Raw genomic sequence first — 19,467 nt, 5'->3', positions numbered from 1 at the left:
CGGCCGGGCGGGCGGGTGGTGCGGGCTCGGCCGGGGAGCCAGTGGTACTGGGGGTGACGGCCGAGGCCCGTGGCGGGAGTGTCAGTCGACGATGGGTGGGAGGGTCTGGGCGGCCTTGAGGGCGGCAGCGGCGGCCGAGTAGGGGTTGTAGGTGTAGGTGCGGGACAGGGTGCCCGTTGCGGAGAAGTAGGCGGCGGCCAGTTTTGCCGGGTCGGTGGCGATTTCGCCTCGGGCTACGCCGGCGTCGTTGCCGTCGTCCCAGCCCCATGGCGAGTTCGCCGAGTTGGTGCCGCACGAGTAGGTGCCGACGCCGCAGCCGCCTGAGGTGTCGCCGGCGAACGTGCCGAGGGACGCGAACAGGCTGCTGTTGTTGCGTTGCGCCCACAGGCCGCCGTCGGCGAACAGGTCGATCAAGCGGTAGCGGACGTCCCGGTCGTTGGTGCTCGACGGCGCCTCGGAGACGGTCAGCGACGGGTAGTAGACGATGCCGTCGCCGTTGATGTCGTACTGCGGCCAGGCTTTGAGCCCGTGCCCGCCGCGCTCCTGCGCGGTGACCGGGTGCTGGAACGAGTCGTGCGGCGACGCCTGCAGTTGCAGCGTGCCGTCGATGGTCTCGCCGCCGTTGGCCCAGCCGCTGGTCGCCGGCTTGTAGGAGAAGAAGTCACTGTGCGCGACGGTGACCGCGCCCTTGAGGCTGCCGTACTCGGAGCCGTCCTTCTCGACGATCTCCAGCACGCCTTCGCCGTCGTTCTCGTGTTCGCTCTCGAAGAACGGGTGGTCGATCCAGTCCCGCGGGTGGAAGAAGAAGTAGGTCAGGTAGTAGTGGGTGCTCGTCTCCAGCACCGAGTAGTAGACCGCGGCGTCGACGTTCGTGCCGGCGTTGTCCCAGTTGTCCCGCCCGTTGAGGTTGCCGTCGAAGTCGTATCTGGTGATGTAGTCGCTCTTGCCCCCGAGGGCGTGCGCCCCGGTGGCGTCGACGTCCTGATAGTGGATCGGCGCCCAGCGCAGGGCGACCTCCGCCCGGCTGGGGGCGGCCTGGGCCGGGGCGGTGATCCCGGCTGCCAGCAGTGTTCCGGCCACAACGGCCGCGATTTTACGCACGCGCTCTCCTAAACAGACGACGAAGCAAAACGACGAAGCAAAACGACGAAGGCGAGCAACGAAGGCGAGCAACGAGGGCGAGCGACCAGGACGAGCGACCAGGACGGCGCCGAGGACGAGGACGGGGGCGGGGATGGGGCGGAGGCGGGGATAGGGCGGGGGATGGGGCGAGGAGGGTGATGGGGCGGGGATGGGATGGAGGCGAGGATGGACGGGTATCTAAATGAATTGGTGCGCGTGAATATAAAGGAAACTTCACTAATTCCGGTAGTACGCTGACCCCGTGGCCGACCCACGACTACGTGAACTCGTGATGATGCGCCGAGTCCGGGACCGCATCGACCGCGACTACGCCCAGCCACTCGACGTCGAGGCCCTGGCCCGCTACGTGCACCTGTCCGCAGGCCACCTGAGCAGGCAGTTCAAGGCAGCCTTCGGCGAATCGCCGTACAGCTATCTGATGACCCGCCGGATCGAGCGCGCGATGACCCTGCTGCGCCGGGGCGACCTGTCCGTCACCGATGTCTGCTTCGCGGTCGGCTGTTCGTCGCTGGGTACGTTCACCACCCGGTTCACCGAGCTGGTCGGCATCTCCCCGGGGGTGTATCGCAAGCTGGACGACGTACAGCTGAAGGGTCTGCCGGGTTGTGTGACCAAACAGGTGACCCGACCGGTCAGGAATCGAGAAGTCCCGGCGGCCCGTTCCTGAATAGCATCGAAGGCATGAGCAGCCTGGTGATCCACTCCACGTTCCTGCCGGCCATCAACCCCGACGAGTCTCTCGAGTTCTACCGTGACGGCCTCGGTTTCGAGGTGCGCAACGACGTCGGTTACGGCGACATGCGCTGGATCACGGTCGGCCCGCCGAACCAGCCGCAGACCTCGATCGTGCTGCACCCGCCGGTGTCCGACCCGGCGATCACCGACGACGAGCGCCGCACCATCGCCGAGCTGATGGCGAAGGGCAGCTACGCGGCGATCATCCTGGGCGCGGAGAATCTGACCGAGACGTTCGACAAGCTGCAGGCCACCGGCGCGGATGTGGTGCAGGAGCCGGCCGATCAGCCGTACGGTGTCCGTGACTGCGCGTTCCGCGACCCCGCGGGCAACCTGATCCGTATCAATCAGCTGACCTGAGAGAAGCCGAGCCGAGAAGGACGAGAATGACCGCCCACCGCTCGATCCGCGTGCACGGCGCCCGGGTCAACAACCTCAAGGACGTCACCGTCGAGATCCCGAAACACCAGCTCACGGTGTTCACCGGGGTCTCCGGCTCGGGCAAGAGCTCGCTGGTCTTCGGCACCATCGCGGCCGAGTCGCAGCGGCTGATCAACGAGACGTACAGCGCGTTCGTCCAGGGTTTCATGCCCTCGCTGGCCCGCCCGGACGTGGACGTGCTCGAGGGCCTGACCACCGCGATCATCGTCGACCAGGAGCGGATGGGCTCCGACCCACGATCCACCGTCGGCACCGCCACCGACGCCAACGCGATGCTGCGGATCCTGTTCAGCCGGCTCGGCGATCCGCACATCGGTTCTCCTCAGGCGTACAGCTTCAATGTCGCCTCGATCTCCGGCGCCGGGGCGGTGACCCTGCAGAAGAACGGCGGCACCGTCAAGGAGCGGCGCGAGTTCAGCATCACCGGCGGCATGTGCCCGCGGTGCGAGGGCCGCGGCAACGTCAACGACTTCGACCTGACCCAGCTGTACGACGCGAGCAAGTCGCTGAACGAGGGCGCGATCAGCATCCCCGGGTACAGCATGGAGGGCTGGTACGGCCGGATCTTCCGGGGCAGCGGCTTCTTCGACCCGGACAAGCCGATCGGGAAGTACAACAAGCGTGAGCTGAGCGACCTGCTCCACAAGGAGCCAACCAAGATCAAGGTCGACGGCATCAACTTGACGTACGCCGGACTGATCCCGTCGATCCAGAAGTCGTTCCTGGCCAAGGACGTCGACGCGATGCAGCCGCACATCCGCGCCTTCGTCGAGCGGGTGGTCACCTTCACCACCTGCCCGGAGTGCGAGGGCACCCGGCTGTCCGAGGCGGCCCGCTCCTCGAAGGTCGCCGGGATCAGCATCGCCGACGCGTGCGCGATGCAGATCAGCGACCTGGCCGCCTGGGTGCGTGACCTGGACGAGCCGTCGGTCGCCCCGCTGCTGGAGAAGCTGCGGCACACCCTGGACTCGTTCGTCGAGATCGGCCTCGGTTACCTGTCGCTGGAGCGCCCGGCCGGCACCCTGTCCGGTGGTGAAGCCCAGCGCACCAAGATGATCAGGCACCTCGGCTCGGCCCTGACCGACGTCACCTACGTCTTCGACGAGCCCACCATCGGCCTGCACCCGCACGACATCCAGAAGATGAACGAGCTGCTCCTGCGCTTGCGCGACAAGGGCAACACGGTCCTGGTGGTGGAGCACAAGCCGGAGGCGATCGCGATCGCGGACCGGGTCGTCGACATCGGTCCCGGCGCCGGTACGGCAGGTGGCGAGATCTGTTTCGAGGGCACCGTCGACGGCCTGCGCGCCAGCGACACCGTCACCGGCCGGCACCTCGACGACCGGTCGAGTCTGAAGGACGCGGTCCGCAAACCGTCCGGCGCGCTGGAGATCCGGGGCGCCGGCACCCACAACCTCCAGGACGTGGACGTCGACATCCCGCTCGGCGTGCTGGTCGTGGTGACCGGGGTGGCCGGTTCCGGCAAGAGTTCGCTGATCCACGGCTCGGTCGCGAAGCGGGACGGCGTGGTGGCGATCGACCAGGGCGGCATCAAGGGTTCCCGGCGCAGCAACCCGGCCACCTACACCGGCCTGCTGGAGCCGATCCGCAAGGCGTTCGCCAAGGTCAACGGGGTGAAACCGGCCCTGTTCAGCGCGAACTCGGAGGGCGCCTGCCCGACCTGCAAGGGCGCCGGCGTCATCTACACCGACCTGGCGATGATGGCCGGGGTGGCCTCGCCGTGCGAGGAGTGCGAGGGCAAGCGGTTCGCCGCCTCGGTGCTGGACTACAAGTTCGGCGGGAAGGACATCAGCGAGGTCCTGGCGATGCCGGTGACCGAGGCCGAGCGGTTCTTCGCCGAGGGCGACGGCAAGCTGGCCGCCGCGCACACCGTCCTGAAACGCCTCGCCGACGTGGGCCTCGGCTACCTGACCCTGGGCCAGCCGCTGACCACGCTGTCCGGCGGCGAGCGGCAGCGGATCAAGCTGGCCACCCACATGGGCGAGAAGGGCGGCGTCTACGTCCTAGACGAGCCGACCACCGGCCTGCACCTGGCCGACGTCGAGCAGCTGCTGGGCCTGCTGGACCGGCTGGTCGACGCGGGCAAGTCGGTGATCGTCATCGAGCACCACCAGGCGGTGATGGCGCACGCCGACTGGATCGTCGACCTGGGCCCGGGCGCGGGTCACGACGGCGGCCGGGTGGTCTTCGAGGGGACACCGGCCGAACTCGTCGCCGGCCGGGCCACCCTCACCGGGGAGCATCTCGCGGAGTACGTCAAACGGTGACCGTTGGGCTGATCGGCCGGGAATCGTCGCCGATCAGCCCAATCGCCACCGGTCGGGGGAAATGGGAGCGCGGGCCATTGATGGATGGTCCTACACTTCCGGTTCGCGGCGCCGGGGGAGTGCCGCGGTGGACCCCTCGAAGGAGATCTCCGCGCATGAAGCGCTTTCTGGCCGGCTCACTCGCCGGTGTCACCGCCCTCGCCGTCTCGGCCGGGTGTGCGAACCAGTTCCAGCAGCTCGAGCCGAAACTCGAACTGCGCCAGGCTGCGGAGGCGCTGGGTTCGACCGGCAAGTCCGGGTTCACGCTGAAGGCCGGCGGCAACGTCGACGACCTGATCGCGTATGCGAAGGCGGACGACAAGACGTTCGAGGAGTCGGACGCCGATGTCATCCGCAAGCTCTACAACTCGTCGTTCACCGTCGCCTGGGACAAGGCCGGTGACGGCGTCGCCGACGACAAGGCGCTGATCAACGCGACCATCGACGGTGTCGCGGGCGCCGAGGTCCGGGTGCTCGACCAGATCGCCTACGTCAAGGTGCCGGTCAACGAGCTGGTCACCAAGTTCGGTGGCACCCAGGCCGAGATCGACGAGCTGACCAAGGAGGCCGGCGCCTCGCTGCCCGGCCTCGACGCCCTGCTGGCCGGCTCCTGGGTCTCCATCGACTCCAAGGAGCTGACGAAGTTCGCCCAGAGCGCCGGCGGGGTGACCCCGAGCGCCGACCCGGCGCAGAGCGACGCGATCGCCGCCGAGCTGAAGACCAGCGCGTCGAACCTTCTCGAGAGCGCCGAGATCGTCCGGGACGAGAAGGACAAGACCCACCTGGTCGCCACCACCACGACGGTGAAGGCGTACACCGAGGCCAAGCGTTTCTTCGAGGCCGCCGTGAAGATCGCCGGCCAGGAGGAGATGCTCAAGGAGACCATCGGCTCGGAGCTGGACAAGCCGCCGGCCGACAAGCCGATCGTCCTGGACCTCTGGGTCGACAACGGCGTCTTCAAGGCGTTCGAGATCAACTTCCTGCAGTTCGTCGAGGGCAACACCGGCCGCGCGACCCTGCGGGTGGAGATCGCCGGTGGCGCCGACATCGCGATGCCGGACAACGTCACCAAGCTCGACGTGAGCAAGATGCTCGAGGCGTTCACCGCGGGCATGGGTGGCGCGACCGGCGCGGGCACGGGCACCGGCCTCGGCGGCGGCGACGCCAAGACCTGGGCCGACCTGATCGGCTCGCAGGCGACCCTGAAGGCGCTGAGCGAGGGTGGCAAGCCGGGCGAGCACCTGAAGGACGCCGCCGCCGACATGGCCATCCCGGGTATCACGGTCAAGGTCGTGGGCGCCCGCAAGGCACAGGTCACCTCCGGCGCCAGCGTGGTCTGCCTGACCGTTCCGGCCACCACGTCGGGTAGGTCGAAGGTGGTCGAGGGCGCCTGCTGAGGTACCCGTACGGCTGAATCCGAAAAGACCGGCCCATCGCTCACCTTGAGCGGTGGGCCGGTCCCGTTGTGGAAACTCCGCGACCGTTGAGATCACGAACCCGCAACTTCATCCGGCACTTCTTGGTCGTTCTGAAAAATTGATCTTCCGGACCGATTCATTGATGGTGACGGTGAGTATCCGAAGTGCACAGTTGGTGCCGTTTGGGAATCACCCATCGGTGGTGATGGTGACGGAACGTGAAGAATCGTGTTTTCCGCTCACCGGCGCCATCGAATGCCGCTGATAGCCATACCGGGTGATCGCCACGTAAGGTGCATCCGGCTTGTTGATCTAGGGGGCGCCTCCGCCCCCTACAGGGGAGATCGGAAAGCGGGCTCTATTCTGCTTCCCGTTCGTCCACATTGGACGAACGGTTCCCCCCAGGAGACTGAAAAATCATGGCTACAGTTGCGGCGGCAATGGCCCGCCGGACGGTGACCGCCGGTGCCGCATGGGCCCTCGGCGTCACCACCTCGGCGCCCATGGTCGTGCTCGTCGGCGGTATCGTCGCGACCTACGCGGGTTCCGAAGCCACCGCGCTTCCCCTGCTGTTCGTCCTGGTCGGAGCGGTGATCACGCTGCTCCTGGTCGGCTACGCGGCCATGGTCCGCGCGGTTCCCCACTCCGCGCCGTACTACGCGATCACCGCGCGCGGCCTCGGCCCGAGGGCCGGCCTGGCGGCGGGCTTCGTGGCCCTGCTCGCCTACAACGCGCTGCAGATCAGCCTCTACGGCCTGTTCGGCGCGATCATGTCCGGCATCACCGGATTCGGCGCCTGGTGGCTCTGGGCCGCCGCCGCGATCGCGGTCGTCACGGTCCTCGGCACCCGCCGGATCGTGCTCTCCACCCAGATCGTCCTGGGCGTGCTGATCCTCTCGTTCGCGGTCGTCGCGCTCTTCGTGGTGATCGGCTTCCTCGACCCGGCCGCCGACGGCATCCCGGTCGCCGCCTTCGACCCGGCCGGCCTGAGCGTGCCGGGTCTCGGTCTCGCGGTCGCCCTGACCCTGGCCGCCTACACCGGCCCGGAGGGCATGGCCGCGTTCATCGAGGAGGAGGACAGCGCCGGCCGCCGGCACGGTGCGGCGATCAGCCGCGGCATGATGGCGTGTGCGCTGAGCCTGATCGCGGTCTACACCGCCGCCGCGTGGGCGATGGAGGCCGCCACCGGCCCGGCCCAGGTGGCCGCCGCCGCGGGCAACGACCCGAACCTGCCGCTGACCATCCTGTCCGACAAGATCCACCCGGCGGTCGGCCTCCTCGGCACGGTCGTCCTGGTCCTGGCGATCCTCACCTCGGTGATCAGTTTCCACAACATCATCAACCGGTACGCCTTCGCGATGAGCCGCGAGCAGGTCCTGCCGCAGTTCCTGCACAAGACCGGCAGCGGCACCGCCGCGGACGCCCCGGTCGGCGCCAGCCGGGCCCAGAACGCGCTGGCCGCGATCGTGGTCGCGGGCTTCGCGGTGGCCGGAGCCGACCCGCAGGCCGTCCTGTTCGGCTGGGCGTCCACCCTCGGCGCCATGGGCCTGCTGACCCTGCTGATCGTCGCGGCGATCGCCGCGCTGCGCTACTTCGCCCGCAACCCTGACTCGGGGGAGAAGGGGCTGGTCACCACCGCCGCGCCGCTGTTCGGCACGGCGTTCGGCATCGCCATCCTGGTGACGATGCTGCTCCAGCTCGACGAGTTGCTCGGCACCTCGTCGACCTCGCTGCTGCCGTACGCGGTACCGGCACTGCTCATCGTCGCGGCCCTGGCGGGGGCTGGGCGCGCGACGGCCCTCAAGCGTTCGAAACCACAGATCTTCGACGGCATCAGCCACGGCGTTCCCAGCGTCTACGCGGTACCCGACCGTATCGATCTCTGACCCCTGAGAAGGGAATCCCCCCACCCCATGTCGTACAACCCGTCCGGCCGACATGCCCAGCCGTCCTGGGACGGTAGTCCTCAGACCCCACCCTGGGGATCCACCCCCGCACCACCACAGCAACAGCAGCAGTACGGCTACCCCCAGCAGGAGTATCCGCCGCAGTACCCCCAGCAACAGCAGTATCCGCAGCAACAGCAGCAGCCGCCGTGGCAGCAGGACCCGGCCCAGTCCGGTCAGTGGCAGCCCACCGTCCACGGAACCGCGCAGTGGCAGCGCAACAACGCCGGGCCGACCCCCGACGACAGGCGCTGGGCCTACCTGCGGCACAGCGCCGGCACCAGTCTCCGGGGGACGAACGCGCTGCACGTCACCCGGTCACTGGAGCGGCTCAGCTCGCGTCAGCAGCCGCTGGCGCCGCACGGGTTGACGCTGTTCTTCGTCGTCGAGGCGCCGAGTCAGCACCTGGGCTTCCAGGTGCTGTCGGCGTCCCGGTGGGGCTATTCCGGGCCGGAGTACGACAACCTCGTCGCGTTCCTGACCGGGATGAAGGCCACCGCGGAGACCTTCATCGCCCAGCACGAGAAGAAGAAGCGCGTCTGGGATCCCCGCGACCCCGACTTCCTCATGGTGAACGTCGGTGACATACAGCGTTCGGACACTCCGGCCCGGTTCGTCGGCCTCGGTGTGGAGACGCTCAACACCGACAGCCGCCAGTGGTACGAGGTGGTGCCGGTGCTGCAGAGTTCCGGCATCAGCAGCCTGCAGGCGATGAGCTACGTCCCGGGTGAGGGGGCGATCCGGCTCGTCGACGGTTCGGAGATCCGGGTCGTCCGCGACGAGACCCGGACCGGCCGTGGCAACGATCTGATCTGCAACATGCCGCTGGACGCCACCCAGATCTACAGCGTCACCCAGAACGTCCCGGAGAAGATGGGGGTCCAGTTGCGGCAGGCCTGGCCGGCGTTCCTGGACCTGGCCAGGACGTTGCAGAACCACTTGAATCCCGACGGCCAGGTGTGGTGACGATGTGACGCCCTCCGTCATACCGCCCGAGGACTGGTCCGAGGCGATCAAGCTGGGGCGCACCCCGGCCCTGATCGACGTCGAGGCAGTCATCGACACCCTGGTGATCCGTGCGAACCGGGCACAACGCCGGACCATCGGATTCCCCGCGGCGACGGACATCGACTGGAGCCGGACGCGAGGACTGTTCAGCCGGCTGTTCAACAACGTCGGCGACCCGTCCACCGCGCCCGGCGGCGAGGCGCACACCAACTCGCTGGAGGTCGAGGTCGTCCAGTGGTTCGCCGACCTGGTCGGCCTGCCGCAGAACGACCGTTGGGGATACGTCACCTCGGGCGGGACGGAGAGCAACATCGCCGCGTTGCGGGTGGCGCGGGACCGCTACCCCGACGCGGTGCTCTACCTGACCCACGCCAGCCACTACTCCATCCCCAAGACCGCCGGGCTCCTCGGCCTGGACCCGTCCGACGTGGTCCTGGTCGAGGACGGCCGGTACGGGGAGATGGACTACGAGCACTTCGAATACCTGGTGGCGCAGCGGCGGGACCGTCCCGCGATCGTGGTCGCCACCGCCGGCACCACGCTCTGGGAGGCCGTCGACCAGACCGACCAGATCGAGGCGATCCTGCACGGTTACGGCGTGCACCGGCGGCACGTGCACGTCGACGCCGCGCTGTCCGGGATACCGCTCGCCCTGGACGGGATGCTCGGCCTCGGCGCGGGCAGCCCGGTCGACAGTGTCAGCATCTCCGGACACAAATTTCTGGGTACGCCGATCCCGTGCGGTGTCGTGGTGATGCGCGACAGCGTGCGGGTGTCCAAGGGCGAGCACGTCAACTACGTCGCGACGGTGGACAGCACCGTCACCGGCTCCCGCTGCGGCCAGGCGTCCGCCCTGCTGTGGGCGGCCATCGCGATGTACGGCCGCAACGGCCACCAGTCCCGGGCCGAGCAGGCGCGACAGATCGCCGCGTACGCGGTGGAACGGATCAGTTCGCTCGGCTGGCCGGTCTACCGGCATCCGGCCGCGTTCACCGTGGTGATGCAGACCCCGCCGCCGGTGCTGGTCGCCGACTTCGGCTGGGTCCTGTCGGTCGACGGTGACCTCTGCCACATCATCTGCATGCCCGGGGTCCAGCGGGACGTGATCGACGACTTCGTCAGCGACCTCGGCAAGGTGATCGGCCGCCCGGTGCTGGTCCCGCACCGCAGCCGCAACAGCCGGTACGGGGCGTCGTGGCGTACCGCGGCGGCTGCCTCCGGGGAGGACTCATTGGTGTCCGGCTGAACGGTGCCGCGGGGAGCATGTGTTTGGCAGCATTCTCCCCGTGGCCCACCGGCTGATACTGATCAACGGTCTTCCCGGGTCCGGCAAGAGCACCCTTGCCGGGCGACTGGCACCTGCCCTGCGCGTACCGCTGATCGCGAAGGACGCCCTGAAAGTGGCGATGGCCGGCGCCGCGCCCGGGGTGCCACCGGCGGCCATGGGCGTCGCCGCGGCCCGGGTGATGTGGGAGCTCGCCGCCGCGACCCCCGGGGTGGTCATCCTGGAGAGCTGGTGGTTCCGGCCGCGCGACCTCGGGTACGTCTCCGACGGGGTGGCCCGTTCCGGGGCCCGCACCGTCGTCGAGATCTGGTGCTCGGTCCCGCCGGAGACGGCCCTGAACCGCTATCGCGCCCGCACCCGCGACCCGGTCCACGAGGACGACCGCCGCCTGCGGGAGGACTGGCCGCGCTGGCTCGCCGAGGCCGAGCCGCTGGCCATCGGCCCGGTCATCGTCGTGGAGACCGACCGTCCGGTGCTGGCGTCACCACTGATCGAGGCGATCAGCCAGAGCATCGGCGGCGTCTGATCGTTGCAGAATCGGGAACCAGTGTTCTAGGGAGAGGGCGGCACGTGTACGAACTGGTCAAGAAGGTTGTCCGGATGAAGGTGGAGGGGGCTGAGCACGTACCGGCGACCGGCCCGCTGCTGCTGGCTTCCAACCACCTGTCGGTCACGGATTCGACGTTCCTGCCGGTGGCACTCGGCCGGAAGATCACCTTCATGGCGAAGGCGGAGTACTTCACCGGCCGCGGCCCGTGGGGACGCTTCGTGTCCTGGTTCATGTCCCGCGACGGCCAGGTGGCGGTGGACCGGGACGACACCCGGGCCGCGGTCCGCTCCCTGGACTCCTGCCTGGAGGTGCTGGAACGCGGCGACCCGTTCGGCATCTACCCGGAGGGCACCCGCTCCCCGGACGGCCGGCTCTACCGCGGCCGGACCGGGGTGGCCTGGCTGGCCCTGAGGTCGAAGGCGCCGGTGGTCCCGGTCGCGATGTTCGGCACCGACCGGGTCCTGCCGCCGGGCGCGATCATCCCCCGCCCGGCCCGGGTCCGCGTGGTCTTCGGCAAGCCGATCCAGCTCTCGGCCATCGCCACCGACCCGGAGAACGCCCGCGACCGCCGGGCCGCCACCGACGCCATCGTCGCCGCCATCGCCGACATCTCCGGCCAGGACTACGTCCCCCGCTACGCCCCCCGGGCCACGGCCTGACCGAGGATCCCCCTGACGGCCCATCGACACGTCCCCGTCGAACCTCCACTATGGCCTGAAGTTCGGTGGGGAGAGTTGATGACTGATTTCGACGTGATCGTGGTGGGGGCCCGGGTCGCCGGGTCGCCGTTGGCCATGTTGCTGGCCCGGCAGGGGATGCGGGTGTTGCTGGTGGATCGGGACACCTTTCCGAGCGACACCGTGTCGACCCACACCGTGCACCCGCCGGGGGTGTCGGCGCTGCAGCGCTGGGGCCTGCTCGACCAGGTGGTGGGCACCGGCGTACCCCCGGTGGGCCGTTATTCCTTCGACTTCGGGCCGGTCACCCTCGCCGGGGCGCCGGGCACCCCGGAGCAGCCGTACGCCTACGCGCCCCGCCGCGTCCTGCTCGACAAGATCCTGCTGGACGCGGCCGCCGCTGCCGGGGCCGAGGTCCGGGAAGGGTACTCGGTCGAGGAGATCCTGACCGATACCGACGGCACGGTGACCGGCATCCGCGGTAAGGACGGCTCGGTCGAGCACGCCCGGCTCGTGGTCGGCGCGGACGGCCGGAACTCGCTGGTCGCCAGGACGGTCGGGGCGGCCGCGTACGAGGACCGGCCGCCGTTGATCGTCGGCTACTACGCCTACTTCAGCAACCTGCCGACCGACACGTTCGAGGCGTACAACCGGCCGGGCCGGGGCTGGGCCCTCTGCCCCACCAACGACGGCCTGACCTGGTTGCTGGGCGGGTGGCCGTACGCGGAGCTGGCCGAGCACCGCAACGACGTCGACGGCACGATGGCCACGATGTTCGCCGGCGCGCCGGAGTGGGACGCCCGTTTCCGGGAGGCGAAGCAGGAGACCCGCTGGGTGGGCTCGTCGGTGCCGAACTACCTCAAGGTGCCGTCCGGTCCGGGCTGGGCCCTGGTCGGCGACGCCGGTTACAGCCGTGACTACATCACCGCGCAGGGCATCACCGACGCGTTCCTGGACGCCGAGCTGCTGGCCGCCGCGATCACCGGCGACGACCTGGCCGGGTACCAGGCCCGCCGGGATGCCCGGGCGATGCCCCGCTACCGGATGACCCTGGGCGCGGCCGCGCTCCAGCCGCCGGACGAGCAGATGATCGCGCTGGTCACCGCGATCGCCGGCGATCAGGAGAAGACGGACGCCTTCATGCGCCTGAACTCCGGCGTGACACCCCCGGCCGAGTTCTTCGCCCCGGAGAACATGGCCCGCCTGCTCGGCTGACCGGCATCCGGGCCGCGACGGGGGTGAGGTTGCGTTCAGTCGGGGGAGGCCCCTCGGGGTCGCTTGGTCAAGATCCGTTAGTCTCCGGCCGGAAGATCCACACTCGACACCCCGCGGAGGAATCGTGGCTATCACCGCCGACCTGGAGAAGGTTCTCGACAAGGCATACCAGGACAAGTCCCTCGAGGAGATCCTGGACGCGCCGGTGGAGGCGCTGGCCGGCGTCAGCACTGCCGGCGGCAAGCTGATCCGCGACGCCCTCGGCATCAAGACCATCGGCGAGCTGGGCCGCAACAAGTACTTCATCGCGGCCCAGGCGCTCGCCGCCCTGAAGGACGCCAAGTAGGACAGAGCTCCACCGAGCCGTTCACCGGGATCACCTCCCGGTGAACGGCTCTCCTGCGCATCACCCGTCGGGGTCAGGCGGTGCCCACCGCCGACCCGCGAGATCAAAACCAGGATCAGACCCGGCTTTCGGTACGGGGGACGAGCGCCGCCCGCGGTTCGAGGTCACGTAGCGGTCGCTCCCACAGCGAGCGCCGTTCGCGGCTCCAGGTCACGTAGCGGTCGTGCCCACAGTGAGAGTGCGCCGGTGACCAGCCAGACGGCGGCGAGCACGGCCGCCGCGACGCCCGCCCCGGACTGTTCGGTCAGGACCGCCGCTCCGCCCATGCCGAGCGCCGGGGCGAGGGTGAGCACCGCGTTCTGCACGCCGGCCACCCGCCCGCGCCTGTCGTCCGGGATCCGCTCGATCATCAGCACCCCCATCAGGCTGCCGAACAGCCCGAGCCCGAACCCGACCAGGGCGGCCGCGCCGAACACCACCCACGGCGCGGCGAGGGTGGCCATCGTGGTGAACCCGGCGACGGTGATCACCAGGCCGACCGTGAACCAGGTGCGGCGCCGGCCCCGCCCGCCCAGCGCCGCGTAGACACCGCCACCGGCGAGCATTCCGGCGGCGAGCGCGGTGAGCACGAAGCCGAGCAGTTCCGGCCGCCCCTCGGTGGTGAAGTGCACCGGCAGCACCAGCGCCTGGAAACCGCTCATCACCACCACCATGCTCATGCTGACGATCGTGGTGGCGACCAGGAACGGCGACCGGACCAGGGTGCGCCAGCCGTCGCGCATCAGCACCTGCCCGGTGCCCGGGGTGATCGCGCCGGCCTGCTTCGGGATCAGCAGGGTGACCGCGGCGGCGGCCGCCGACGTGCCCGCGGTGATCCACAGGACGGTGCTGCCGTCGAACACCACCATCAGGGTGCCGGCCGCGGCCGGCCCGGCCAGCATGACCAGCGCGCCGAGCGCCTCCCGCAGGCCGATCAGCCGTTCGGCGCCGATCCGCCCGGCGCTCGCGATCCCCGGGATCATCGCCTCCCGGGCGGTGAGTCCCGGCACGTCACCGAACGATCCGATCACCGCGAACAGCACGAACCACCCGACCGAGAGCCCGACGGCGGTGTCCACCAGCGGCAGTGCGGCCACCGACAGCGCCGACACCACGTCGGTGAGGATCGAGGCGGTACGCCTGTTGATCCGGTCGATGACCACACCCATCAGCAGCCCGGCAACCGCGGCGGGCAGTGCGCTGGCCACCGCGACCGCCCCGGTGGCCAGCGCGCTCCCGGTGATCTGCAGGACCAGCAGAGGCAGCGCCACCCCGGCGATGGAGTTACCCAGCATCGACAGGACATAGGACGCGAGATACGCCAGAGAAACCCGGTTCATGCCCCCATCGCAAACCATGACGTTACGGCGGAGTCAAGAAACGGCCGGCACTGCCCGAACAATTCGGAAAAGCGCCGACCGTTTCCCGGATCATTTTCCAGGTCAGTTGCAGTACTGCCGGTAGGCGTTGTTGTAAGCCCGGTCGTAGACGGAGTCCCAGCCCGCGTTGAAGTCCTCCTGTGCCTGCCGGGTCTCGGCCGACGGCTGGAAGCTGGACGCCGCCGAGTCCTCGGCGGCGCCGCTGTACGACCGGTAGTTGTTCGAGACCGAGGGCAGGTTGTCGAGTTCTGCCCACGCCGCCTCACAGTTGGCTTTGGCTTCCTTGTTGGCCGCGGAGATGCCGGCTTTCACCCCGAGTTCGTAGTTGTTGACGGGGCCGGGAGGCGGGTTCGTCCAGGTGGCCGAGGTGATGCCGGCGGGAGCGGCCGTTGCAGCCGTCGCACCGATTCCCTGGGCCAGTCCGAAAGCGCCGAGGAAAAGCGCTCCGCCGACGACGGCACTCCATTTCCGAGTGTTCATGCCTTCTCCTTTGAAGGAGTCCACGAATAATTGTGGCGCGGTCTCGGCGAAAAATAGCCGGACAATTCCGATGTGGTGCGCCGCATCAAGAATGCACTTCGGATGCCCCTGCCGCCGCCGGATCGCGGCCCAACCCCTTGCCGTGAAAGTGATTTACATCACAGTAGGTTTAAAGACTGACTTTCCATTCCAGGGCGGCACGGTCATTGAAACGATCGAGGCCTGAGCCGCCGGCTCAGGCCTCGTCGGATGCGTGCCTATCCGGCCTTGGGAGTGATCGTCACCCCGCCGCCGGAGCCCGTGCCGCTGCCGGCACCCGTGCTCGTGCCGGCGGGGGTGTTGCCGGTCGTTGCGCCGCCCGTCACGGGTGGCTGGTTGCCGGTGGTGGCGCCCGGCGTGGCTCCGGTCCCGTTGAGCGGAATGTTGCCGGTCTTGGCGGGGTCGGTGATGACGGGTGTCGTCTCGATGACGAGGACGTCCGGGCCGTGCAGGGCGTCGTGGATGACCCCGTTGATGTAGCCGCCGAGGCCGCCGCCGTTGCTCGACGATCCGATGAGGTCGAGCGTCAGCGGGTCGGCGGGGGTGATGATGTAGTCGGGCAGCCCGTCGAGGTTCTCGACGACGTAGTAGGAGTCGCCGATCTGTGCGCACTTGTAGTCGTCCCAGACGTCGTCCAGCACCTCGTCCAGGAAATCGAGGCAGGCGTTCTTCGAGGTGAACGCGGGGTTTCCCGGGATGGGATCCCTGGGGGAGGCCATCGCCGGCGCCGCGCCGAACGTCACGCCGGCTGCCAGGCCGATGCCGACCATGATCATTCGCGAAAGAGTCTTCATGTTGCTCACCTCTTGCTTTCTCGGTGGTGCGTAGTGGTTTAGCAAGAGGTGACCACGGGAAATATCGGGGTGACGGTTGTATGAGTCGAACTAGTACTTTCGGTCATCGAGTATCGGCCGAACGGTCAAAAAATTTGGGACACGAAAGCGGGCGCTGACCGGATCCCACCCCGGAGGTCAGCGCCCGCTGGTCCAGTGTCACTGTCAGCTGAAGGACGGCACCACGTGCTCGATGAAACGTGCCAGCGAGGCGCGCTTCTCCTCGTGCGACATGCTGTTGTCGATCCAGAAGCTGAACTCGTCGACACCCAGTGACTGGTAGTGCTTGAGCCGCTCGATGATCTCGGCCGGCGTGCCGATCATCGCGGTCCGGTGCAACGACTCCAGCTCGAACTCGGGGCGCCCCTCGAACTTCGACTCCGGGCTCGGGTCCAGGAACCCGTCGACGGGCGTGGTCTTGTTGCCGAACCACGCGTCGAAACTGCGGTAGAACCGGTTGATCGCGGCAGCGGCGGGTTTCCAGCCGTCCGGGTCGCTCTCGTCGTGCACGTGCGTGTGCCGCAGCACCATCAGCTCGGGGCGCTTGGTGACCTCGGGGTGCGCGGCGACCGCGGTCTCGAACTTGCCGACCAGGTTCTCCACCTCCTCGTCACCCTTCATCAGCGGCGTCACCATCACGTTGCACTCGTTGGCGACGGCGAAGTCGTGCGACGCGGGATCCCGGGCGGCGATCCACACCGGGGGAGTGGGCTGCTGCACCGGCTTCGGCACCGACGTCGAGGTCGGGAACTGCCAGATCTCGCCGTCGTGCGCGTAGTCGCCCTGCCACAGCGCCCGCATCGCCGGGACGAGTTCCCGCAGGTGCTTGCCACCGTCGGCGGCGGGCAGCCCACCGGCCATCCGGTCGAACTCGAACTGGTAGGCACCGCGGGCCAGCCCGACCTCCATCCGGCCGTTGCTGATCACGTCGAGCAGGGCGCACTCGCCGGCGGCCCGGATCGGGTTCCAGAACGGGGCGATGATGGTGCCGGCGCCGAGCCGGATCGTGCTGGTGCGGGCGGCCAGGTACGCCAGGGTCGGGATCGGGTTCGGCGAGATGGTGTATTCCATCGAGTGGTGCTCGCCGACCCACACCGTGCCGAAGCCACCGGCCTCGGCCATCAGCGTCAGCTCGGTGAGGTTCGCGAAGAGCTCCTGGTGGCTGACCGAGTCGTCCCAGCGCTCCATGTGGACGAAGAGGGAGAATCTCATCGGGGGCCTTTCCATTCTTCGACTGTCACGTCTCCGGTGGCCCAGTTACTGCGGGGCACCTCGCGGACGATGACGCGGACGTGTTCGGGGAGCGCGTCGACGGTGGTGACGACGGCGGAATGCAGGGCGTGGATCAGGGCGCGGACCTGCTCGGGCGAGCGGCCCTCGGTGATGGTGACGTCGACCAGGGGCATGTCAGCTCCGCATCACGAACGGATCGGCCACCGGAGCGTCACTGGTGTTGATCCAGACGCTCTTGAGCTGGGTGTACTCCTTGATCGTCTCCTGGCCGTGCTCGATGCCGACGCCACTGTTCTTGTATCCCTGACGCGGTGACATCGGGGACATCGCCCGGTACGTGTTCACCCAGACGGTGCCGGCCTGCAGACGGTTCGCCATCCGGTGCGCGCGCCCGAGATCCTTCGTCCACACCCCGGCGGCCAGGCCGTACTCGGTGTCGTTGGCCAGGCGTACGACATCGTCCTCGGTGTCGAACGGCATCACCGCGACCACCGGGCCGAAGATCTCCTCCCGCACCACCCGCATGTCGTTGTCGACGTCGACGAGCACGGTCGGCTGGTAGAAGTAACCGCCGAGACCACCGCCGTCGGTGACGTTCCCGCCGGTGAGCACCCGGGCGCCCTCGGCCCGGCCGATGTCGACGTAACCGGCGACCTTGCTCTGCTGGTCGGCGAAGGCCAGCGGCCCGAGTTCGGTGTCGGCCAGCAGCGGGTCACCGATCTTGATGCCGGCGGCCCGGGTGGCGACCCGTTCCAGCAGCTCGTCGTAGACACTGCGGTGCGCGAAGACCCGGCTACCGGCGATGCAGGTCTGCCCGGCGGCGGCGAACACCCCGGCGATCACGCCCATCGCCGCGTTGTGGATGTTCGCGTCCTCGAACACGATGTTCGGCGACTTGCCGCCCAGTTCCAGGGTCGAACCGAGGAACCTCGACGCCACCGACGCGGCGATCCGGGATCCGGTGCCGGTCGAGCCGGTGAACGAGATCTTGGCGATGTCCGGGTGGTCGACCAGCGCCTGCCCGGCCTCCGCGCCGAACCCGGTGACCACGTTGACGACGCCGGCCGGGAAGCCCGCCTCGTCGGCGAGTTCGGCCAGCCGCAGCACCGACGCCGAGGTGTACTCGGACGGCTTGATCACCACGGTGTTGCCGGCGCACAGGGCCGGCGCCAGCTTGCTGGTGGTCAGGGTCAGCGGCGAGTTCCACGGGGTGATCGCGCCGACCACACCGAGCGGCTCGCGCATCGTGTAGTTCAGCACCGCCCGGTCCGACGTCGGGATCACGTCGCCCTGGATCTTGTCGGCCAGCCCGGAGTAGTAGTGGTAGTACTCCGGCAGCGTGGTCAGCTGGCCGCGCATCTCCCGCAGCAGCTTGCCGTTGTCCAGGCTCTCGGTGCGGGCCAGTTCGTCGGCGTTCTCCGCGACCAGCTCGGCCAGCCGGCGCAGCAGCCGCCCGCGGCCGGTCTGGCTCATGTCCCGCCAGGCCGGGTTCTCGAAGGCGCGACGTGCTGCTTGCACCGCCTTGTCGACATCCTCGGCGTTGCCCCGGGCCGCCGAGTAGAGGATCTCCCGGGTGGCCGGGTTGGTGCTGTCGAAACAGGCGCCGGAGGAGGGCGCGACCTTCTCCCCGCCGATGTGGTGGTGGCGAGTCTCAGACATGTGCGACTCCTTCGATGAGCCCGGCGAGGGTGTGGGGTTGCTCGACCGGCAGCATGTGGCGGGCGCCGGGCACGATCACCGCGTGCGCGTCCGGGATCGCGGCGGCCAGCCGGTACGTCATGTCCGGGGTCGAGCCCGGGTCCTCGCCACCGGTCACGGCGAGCGACGGGACGGTGATCCGGCCGAGGTGCGGGCCGACCACCGCGTCCCCGGTGCAGAAGACCCGGTAGCAGGCCAGGAACTGGTCCGGGTCGTTGGCTTCCAGTACGGCCCGGGTGTGCTCGATCGTCGCCGGCGCGACGGTGGTGCCGGCGAACCAGCGGTCGATGCTGGCGGCGGCGGCCTTCGCCGGGTCGGCGGTGGCGACCTCCAGGCGGCTCAGCACCGCGGCGCGCTCCTCAGGGGTGCGCCGGCAGACCGAGCTGACGCTGGTCAGTGACGCGACCAGCTCCGGCCGGTGGATCGCCAGGTACTGGGCGACCAGCGCGCCGAGGGAGAAGCCGACCAGGTGGCTGCCCTCGTCGAGGCTGGCCGCCACCAGCTCCGCCAGCCCGGCCAGATCGATGTCGGACGCGACCCGCACCGCGCCGGAGTGCCCGGGCAGATTCGGGGTCCGTACCGAAAACCGGTCTTGAAGTTGGGGAATCACGTCCTGCCACACGGTGTGGTCGAGACCGACACCGTGCAGCAGGACCAGAACCGGCCGGGTCATGC

General features: G+C 68.9%; 19 protein-coding genes. 11 read left to right on the top strand and 8 right to left on the bottom strand.

All coding sequences use genetic code 11. The annotated features are described in order from the left end of the window. Window positions 1-81: 81 nt before the first annotated feature. On the bottom strand, window positions 82-1,101 hold the full coding sequence (locus Aco03nite_RS29210) for a hypothetical protein (RefSeq protein WP_203800295.1): 1,020 nt from the start codon (window positions 1,099-1,101) through the stop codon (window positions 82-84). 313 nt (window positions 1,102-1,414) lie between these two features. On the opposite strand from Aco03nite_RS29210, the gene Aco03nite_RS29205 reads away from it, so the two are divergent. From Aco03nite_RS29205 to Aco03nite_RS29155, 11 genes are all read left to right on the top strand, one after another. Then, window positions 1,415-1,810 (top strand): helix-turn-helix transcriptional regulator, encoded by a 396-nt coding sequence (locus Aco03nite_RS29205; RefSeq protein WP_203800555.1) that lies wholly within the window; start codon window positions 1,415-1,417, stop codon window positions 1,808-1,810. A 14-nt stretch (window positions 1,811-1,824) separates the two neighbouring features. Continuing rightward, a complete protein-coding gene (locus tag Aco03nite_RS29200) occupies window positions 1,825-2,238 on the top strand; it encodes a VOC family protein (RefSeq protein ID WP_203800293.1) in 414 nt (137 codons plus the stop codon). Between the two features lie 26 nt (window positions 2,239-2,264). After that, window positions 2,265-4,607 carry an ATP-binding cassette domain-containing protein gene (locus Aco03nite_RS29195; protein ID WP_203800291.1) on the top strand — a complete coding sequence of 781 codons (2,343 nt, stop codon included), beginning with the start codon at window positions 2,265-2,267 and terminating at the stop codon, window positions 4,605-4,607. A gap of 155 nt (window positions 4,608-4,762) precedes the next feature. Continuing rightward, window positions 4,763-6,043 carry a hypothetical protein gene (locus tag Aco03nite_RS29190; protein WP_203800288.1) on the top strand — a complete coding sequence of 427 codons (1,281 nt, stop codon included), beginning with the start codon at window positions 4,763-4,765 and terminating at the stop codon, window positions 6,041-6,043. 440 nt (window positions 6,044-6,483) lie between these two features. Beyond that, window positions 6,484-7,950 carry an APC family permease gene (locus Aco03nite_RS29185; protein ID WP_203800285.1) on the top strand — a complete coding sequence of 489 codons (1,467 nt, stop codon included), beginning with the start codon at window positions 6,484-6,486 and terminating at the stop codon, window positions 7,948-7,950. A 27-nt stretch (window positions 7,951-7,977) separates the two neighbouring features. Continuing rightward, window positions 7,978-8,976, top strand: a complete 999-nt coding sequence (locus Aco03nite_RS29180; RefSeq protein WP_203800282.1) for a hypothetical protein — start codon at window positions 7,978-7,980, stop codon at window positions 8,974-8,976. 4 nt (window positions 8,977-8,980) lie between these two features. Beyond that, window positions 8,981-10,264, top strand: a complete 1,284-nt coding sequence (locus tag Aco03nite_RS29175) for a histidine decarboxylase (RefSeq protein ID WP_203800279.1) — start codon at window positions 8,981-8,983, stop codon at window positions 10,262-10,264. Window positions 10,265-10,304: 40 nt separating this feature from the next. Continuing rightward, window positions 10,305-10,829, top strand: a complete 525-nt coding sequence (locus Aco03nite_RS29170; protein WP_203800277.1) for a P-loop nucleotide/nucleoside kinase family protein — start codon at window positions 10,305-10,307, stop codon at window positions 10,827-10,829. Between the two features lie 74 nt (window positions 10,830-10,903). After that, window positions 10,904-11,512, top strand: coding sequence for a lysophospholipid acyltransferase family protein (locus tag Aco03nite_RS29165; RefSeq protein WP_203800275.1), 609 nt, complete (start codon window positions 10,904-10,906; stop codon window positions 11,510-11,512). A gap of 78 nt (window positions 11,513-11,590) precedes the next feature. Then, a complete protein-coding gene (locus Aco03nite_RS29160) occupies window positions 11,591-12,745 on the top strand; it encodes an FAD-dependent oxidoreductase (protein WP_239145524.1) in 1,155 nt (384 codons plus the stop codon). A 124-nt stretch (window positions 12,746-12,869) separates the two neighbouring features. After that, window positions 12,870-13,091 (top strand): hypothetical protein, encoded by a 222-nt coding sequence (locus Aco03nite_RS29155; RefSeq protein ID WP_203800272.1) that lies wholly within the window; start codon window positions 12,870-12,872, stop codon window positions 13,089-13,091. 164 nt (window positions 13,092-13,255) lie between these two features. Here Aco03nite_RS29155 and Aco03nite_RS29150 read toward each other — a convergent pair whose 3' ends face one another. The 7 genes from Aco03nite_RS29150 to Aco03nite_RS29120 all read right to left on the bottom strand — a co-directional run bounded on the left by Aco03nite_RS29150 (window position 13,256) and on the right by Aco03nite_RS29120 (window position 19,465). Further along, complete coding sequence (locus tag Aco03nite_RS29150) at window positions 13,256-14,470, bottom strand: MFS transporter (protein WP_203800269.1); 1,215 nt, start codon at window positions 14,468-14,470, stop codon at window positions 13,256-13,258. A 102-nt stretch (window positions 14,471-14,572) separates the two neighbouring features. Beyond that, window positions 14,573-14,989, bottom strand: a complete 417-nt coding sequence (locus tag Aco03nite_RS29145) for a hypothetical protein (protein WP_203800267.1) — start codon at window positions 14,987-14,989, stop codon at window positions 14,573-14,575. A gap of 257 nt (window positions 14,990-15,246) precedes the next feature. Continuing rightward, window positions 15,247-15,822 carry a hypothetical protein gene (locus Aco03nite_RS29140; protein ID WP_203800265.1) on the bottom strand — a complete coding sequence of 192 codons (576 nt, stop codon included), beginning with the start codon at window positions 15,820-15,822 and terminating at the stop codon, window positions 15,247-15,249. 204 nt (window positions 15,823-16,026) lie between these two features. Beyond that, complete coding sequence (locus Aco03nite_RS29135) at window positions 16,027-17,073, bottom strand: LLM class flavin-dependent oxidoreductase (RefSeq protein WP_203800263.1); 1,047 nt, start codon at window positions 17,071-17,073, stop codon at window positions 16,027-16,029. Then, the gene (locus Aco03nite_RS29130) at window positions 17,070-17,267 is read right to left on the bottom strand and encodes a tautomerase family protein (protein WP_203800261.1); all 198 of its coding nucleotides are present in this window, start codon (window positions 17,265-17,267) and stop codon (window positions 17,070-17,072) included. The genes Aco03nite_RS29135 and Aco03nite_RS29130 overlap by 4 nt, the downstream gene beginning before the upstream one ends. A 1-nt stretch (window position 17,268) precedes the next feature. Then, window positions 17,269-18,753, bottom strand: coding sequence for an aldehyde dehydrogenase (locus Aco03nite_RS29125; protein WP_203800259.1), 1,485 nt, complete (start codon window positions 18,751-18,753; stop codon window positions 17,269-17,271). Continuing rightward, window positions 18,746-19,465: an alpha/beta fold hydrolase gene (locus tag Aco03nite_RS29120; protein ID WP_203800257.1), complete on the bottom strand. Its 720-nt coding sequence runs from the start codon at window positions 19,463-19,465 to the stop codon at window positions 18,746-18,748. Before Aco03nite_RS29120 ends, Aco03nite_RS29125 begins: the two co-directional genes overlap by 8 nt. Window positions 19,466-19,467 lie beyond the last annotated feature (2 nt).

Source organism: Actinoplanes couchii (genome assembly GCF_016862075.1).
Classification (GTDB): domain Bacteria; phylum Actinomycetota; class Actinomycetes; order Mycobacteriales; family Micromonosporaceae; genus Actinoplanes; species Actinoplanes couchii.
This window is presented reverse-complemented; position numbering and strand designations above follow the sequence as displayed.

Coding starts and splice junctions, on each gene's coding strand:
- Aco03nite_RS29205 (WP_203800555.1), top strand. CDS start 1,415: ATGATGCGCCGAGTCCGGGACCGCATCGACCGCGACTACGCCCAGCCA.
- Aco03nite_RS29200 (WP_203800293.1), top strand. CDS start 1,825: ATGAGCAGCCTGGTGATCCACTCCACGTTCCTGCCGGCCATCAACCCC.
- Aco03nite_RS29195 (WP_203800291.1), top strand. CDS start 2,265: ATGACCGCCCACCGCTCGATCCGCGTGCACGGCGCCCGGGTCAACAAC.
- Aco03nite_RS29190 (WP_203800288.1), top strand. CDS start 4,763: ATGAAGCGCTTTCTGGCCGGCTCACTCGCCGGTGTCACCGCCCTCGCC.
- Aco03nite_RS29185 (WP_203800285.1), top strand. CDS start 6,484: ATGGCTACAGTTGCGGCGGCAATGGCCCGCCGGACGGTGACCGCCGGT.
- Aco03nite_RS29180 (WP_203800282.1), top strand. CDS start 7,978: ATGTCGTACAACCCGTCCGGCCGACATGCCCAGCCGTCCTGGGACGGT.
- Aco03nite_RS29165 (WP_203800275.1), top strand. CDS start 10,904: ATGAAGGTGGAGGGGGCTGAGCACGTACCGGCGACCGGCCCGCTGCTG.
- Aco03nite_RS29160 (WP_239145524.1), top strand. CDS start 11,591: ATGACTGATTTCGACGTGATCGTGGTGGGGGCCCGGGTCGCCGGGTCG.
- Aco03nite_RS29150 (WP_203800269.1), bottom strand. CDS start 14,470: ATGAACCGGGTTTCTCTGGCGTATCTCGCGTCCTATGTCCTGTCGATG.
- Aco03nite_RS29145 (WP_203800267.1), bottom strand. CDS start 14,989: ATGAACACTCGGAAATGGAGTGCCGTCGTCGGCGGAGCGCTTTTCCTC.
- Aco03nite_RS29140 (WP_203800265.1), bottom strand. CDS start 15,822: ATGAAGACTCTTTCGCGAATGATCATGGTCGGCATCGGCCTGGCAGCC.
- Aco03nite_RS29135 (WP_203800263.1), bottom strand. CDS start 17,073: ATGAGATTCTCCCTCTTCGTCCACATGGAGCGCTGGGACGACTCGGTC.
- Aco03nite_RS29130 (WP_203800261.1), bottom strand. CDS start 17,267: ATGCCCCTGGTCGACGTCACCATCACCGAGGGCCGCTCGCCCGAGCAG.
- Aco03nite_RS29125 (WP_203800259.1), bottom strand. CDS start 18,753: ATGTCTGAGACTCGCCACCACCACATCGGCGGGGAGAAGGTCGCGCCC.
- Aco03nite_RS29120 (WP_203800257.1), bottom strand. CDS start 19,465: ATGACCCGGCCGGTTCTGGTCCTGCTGCACGGTGTCGGTCTCGACCAC.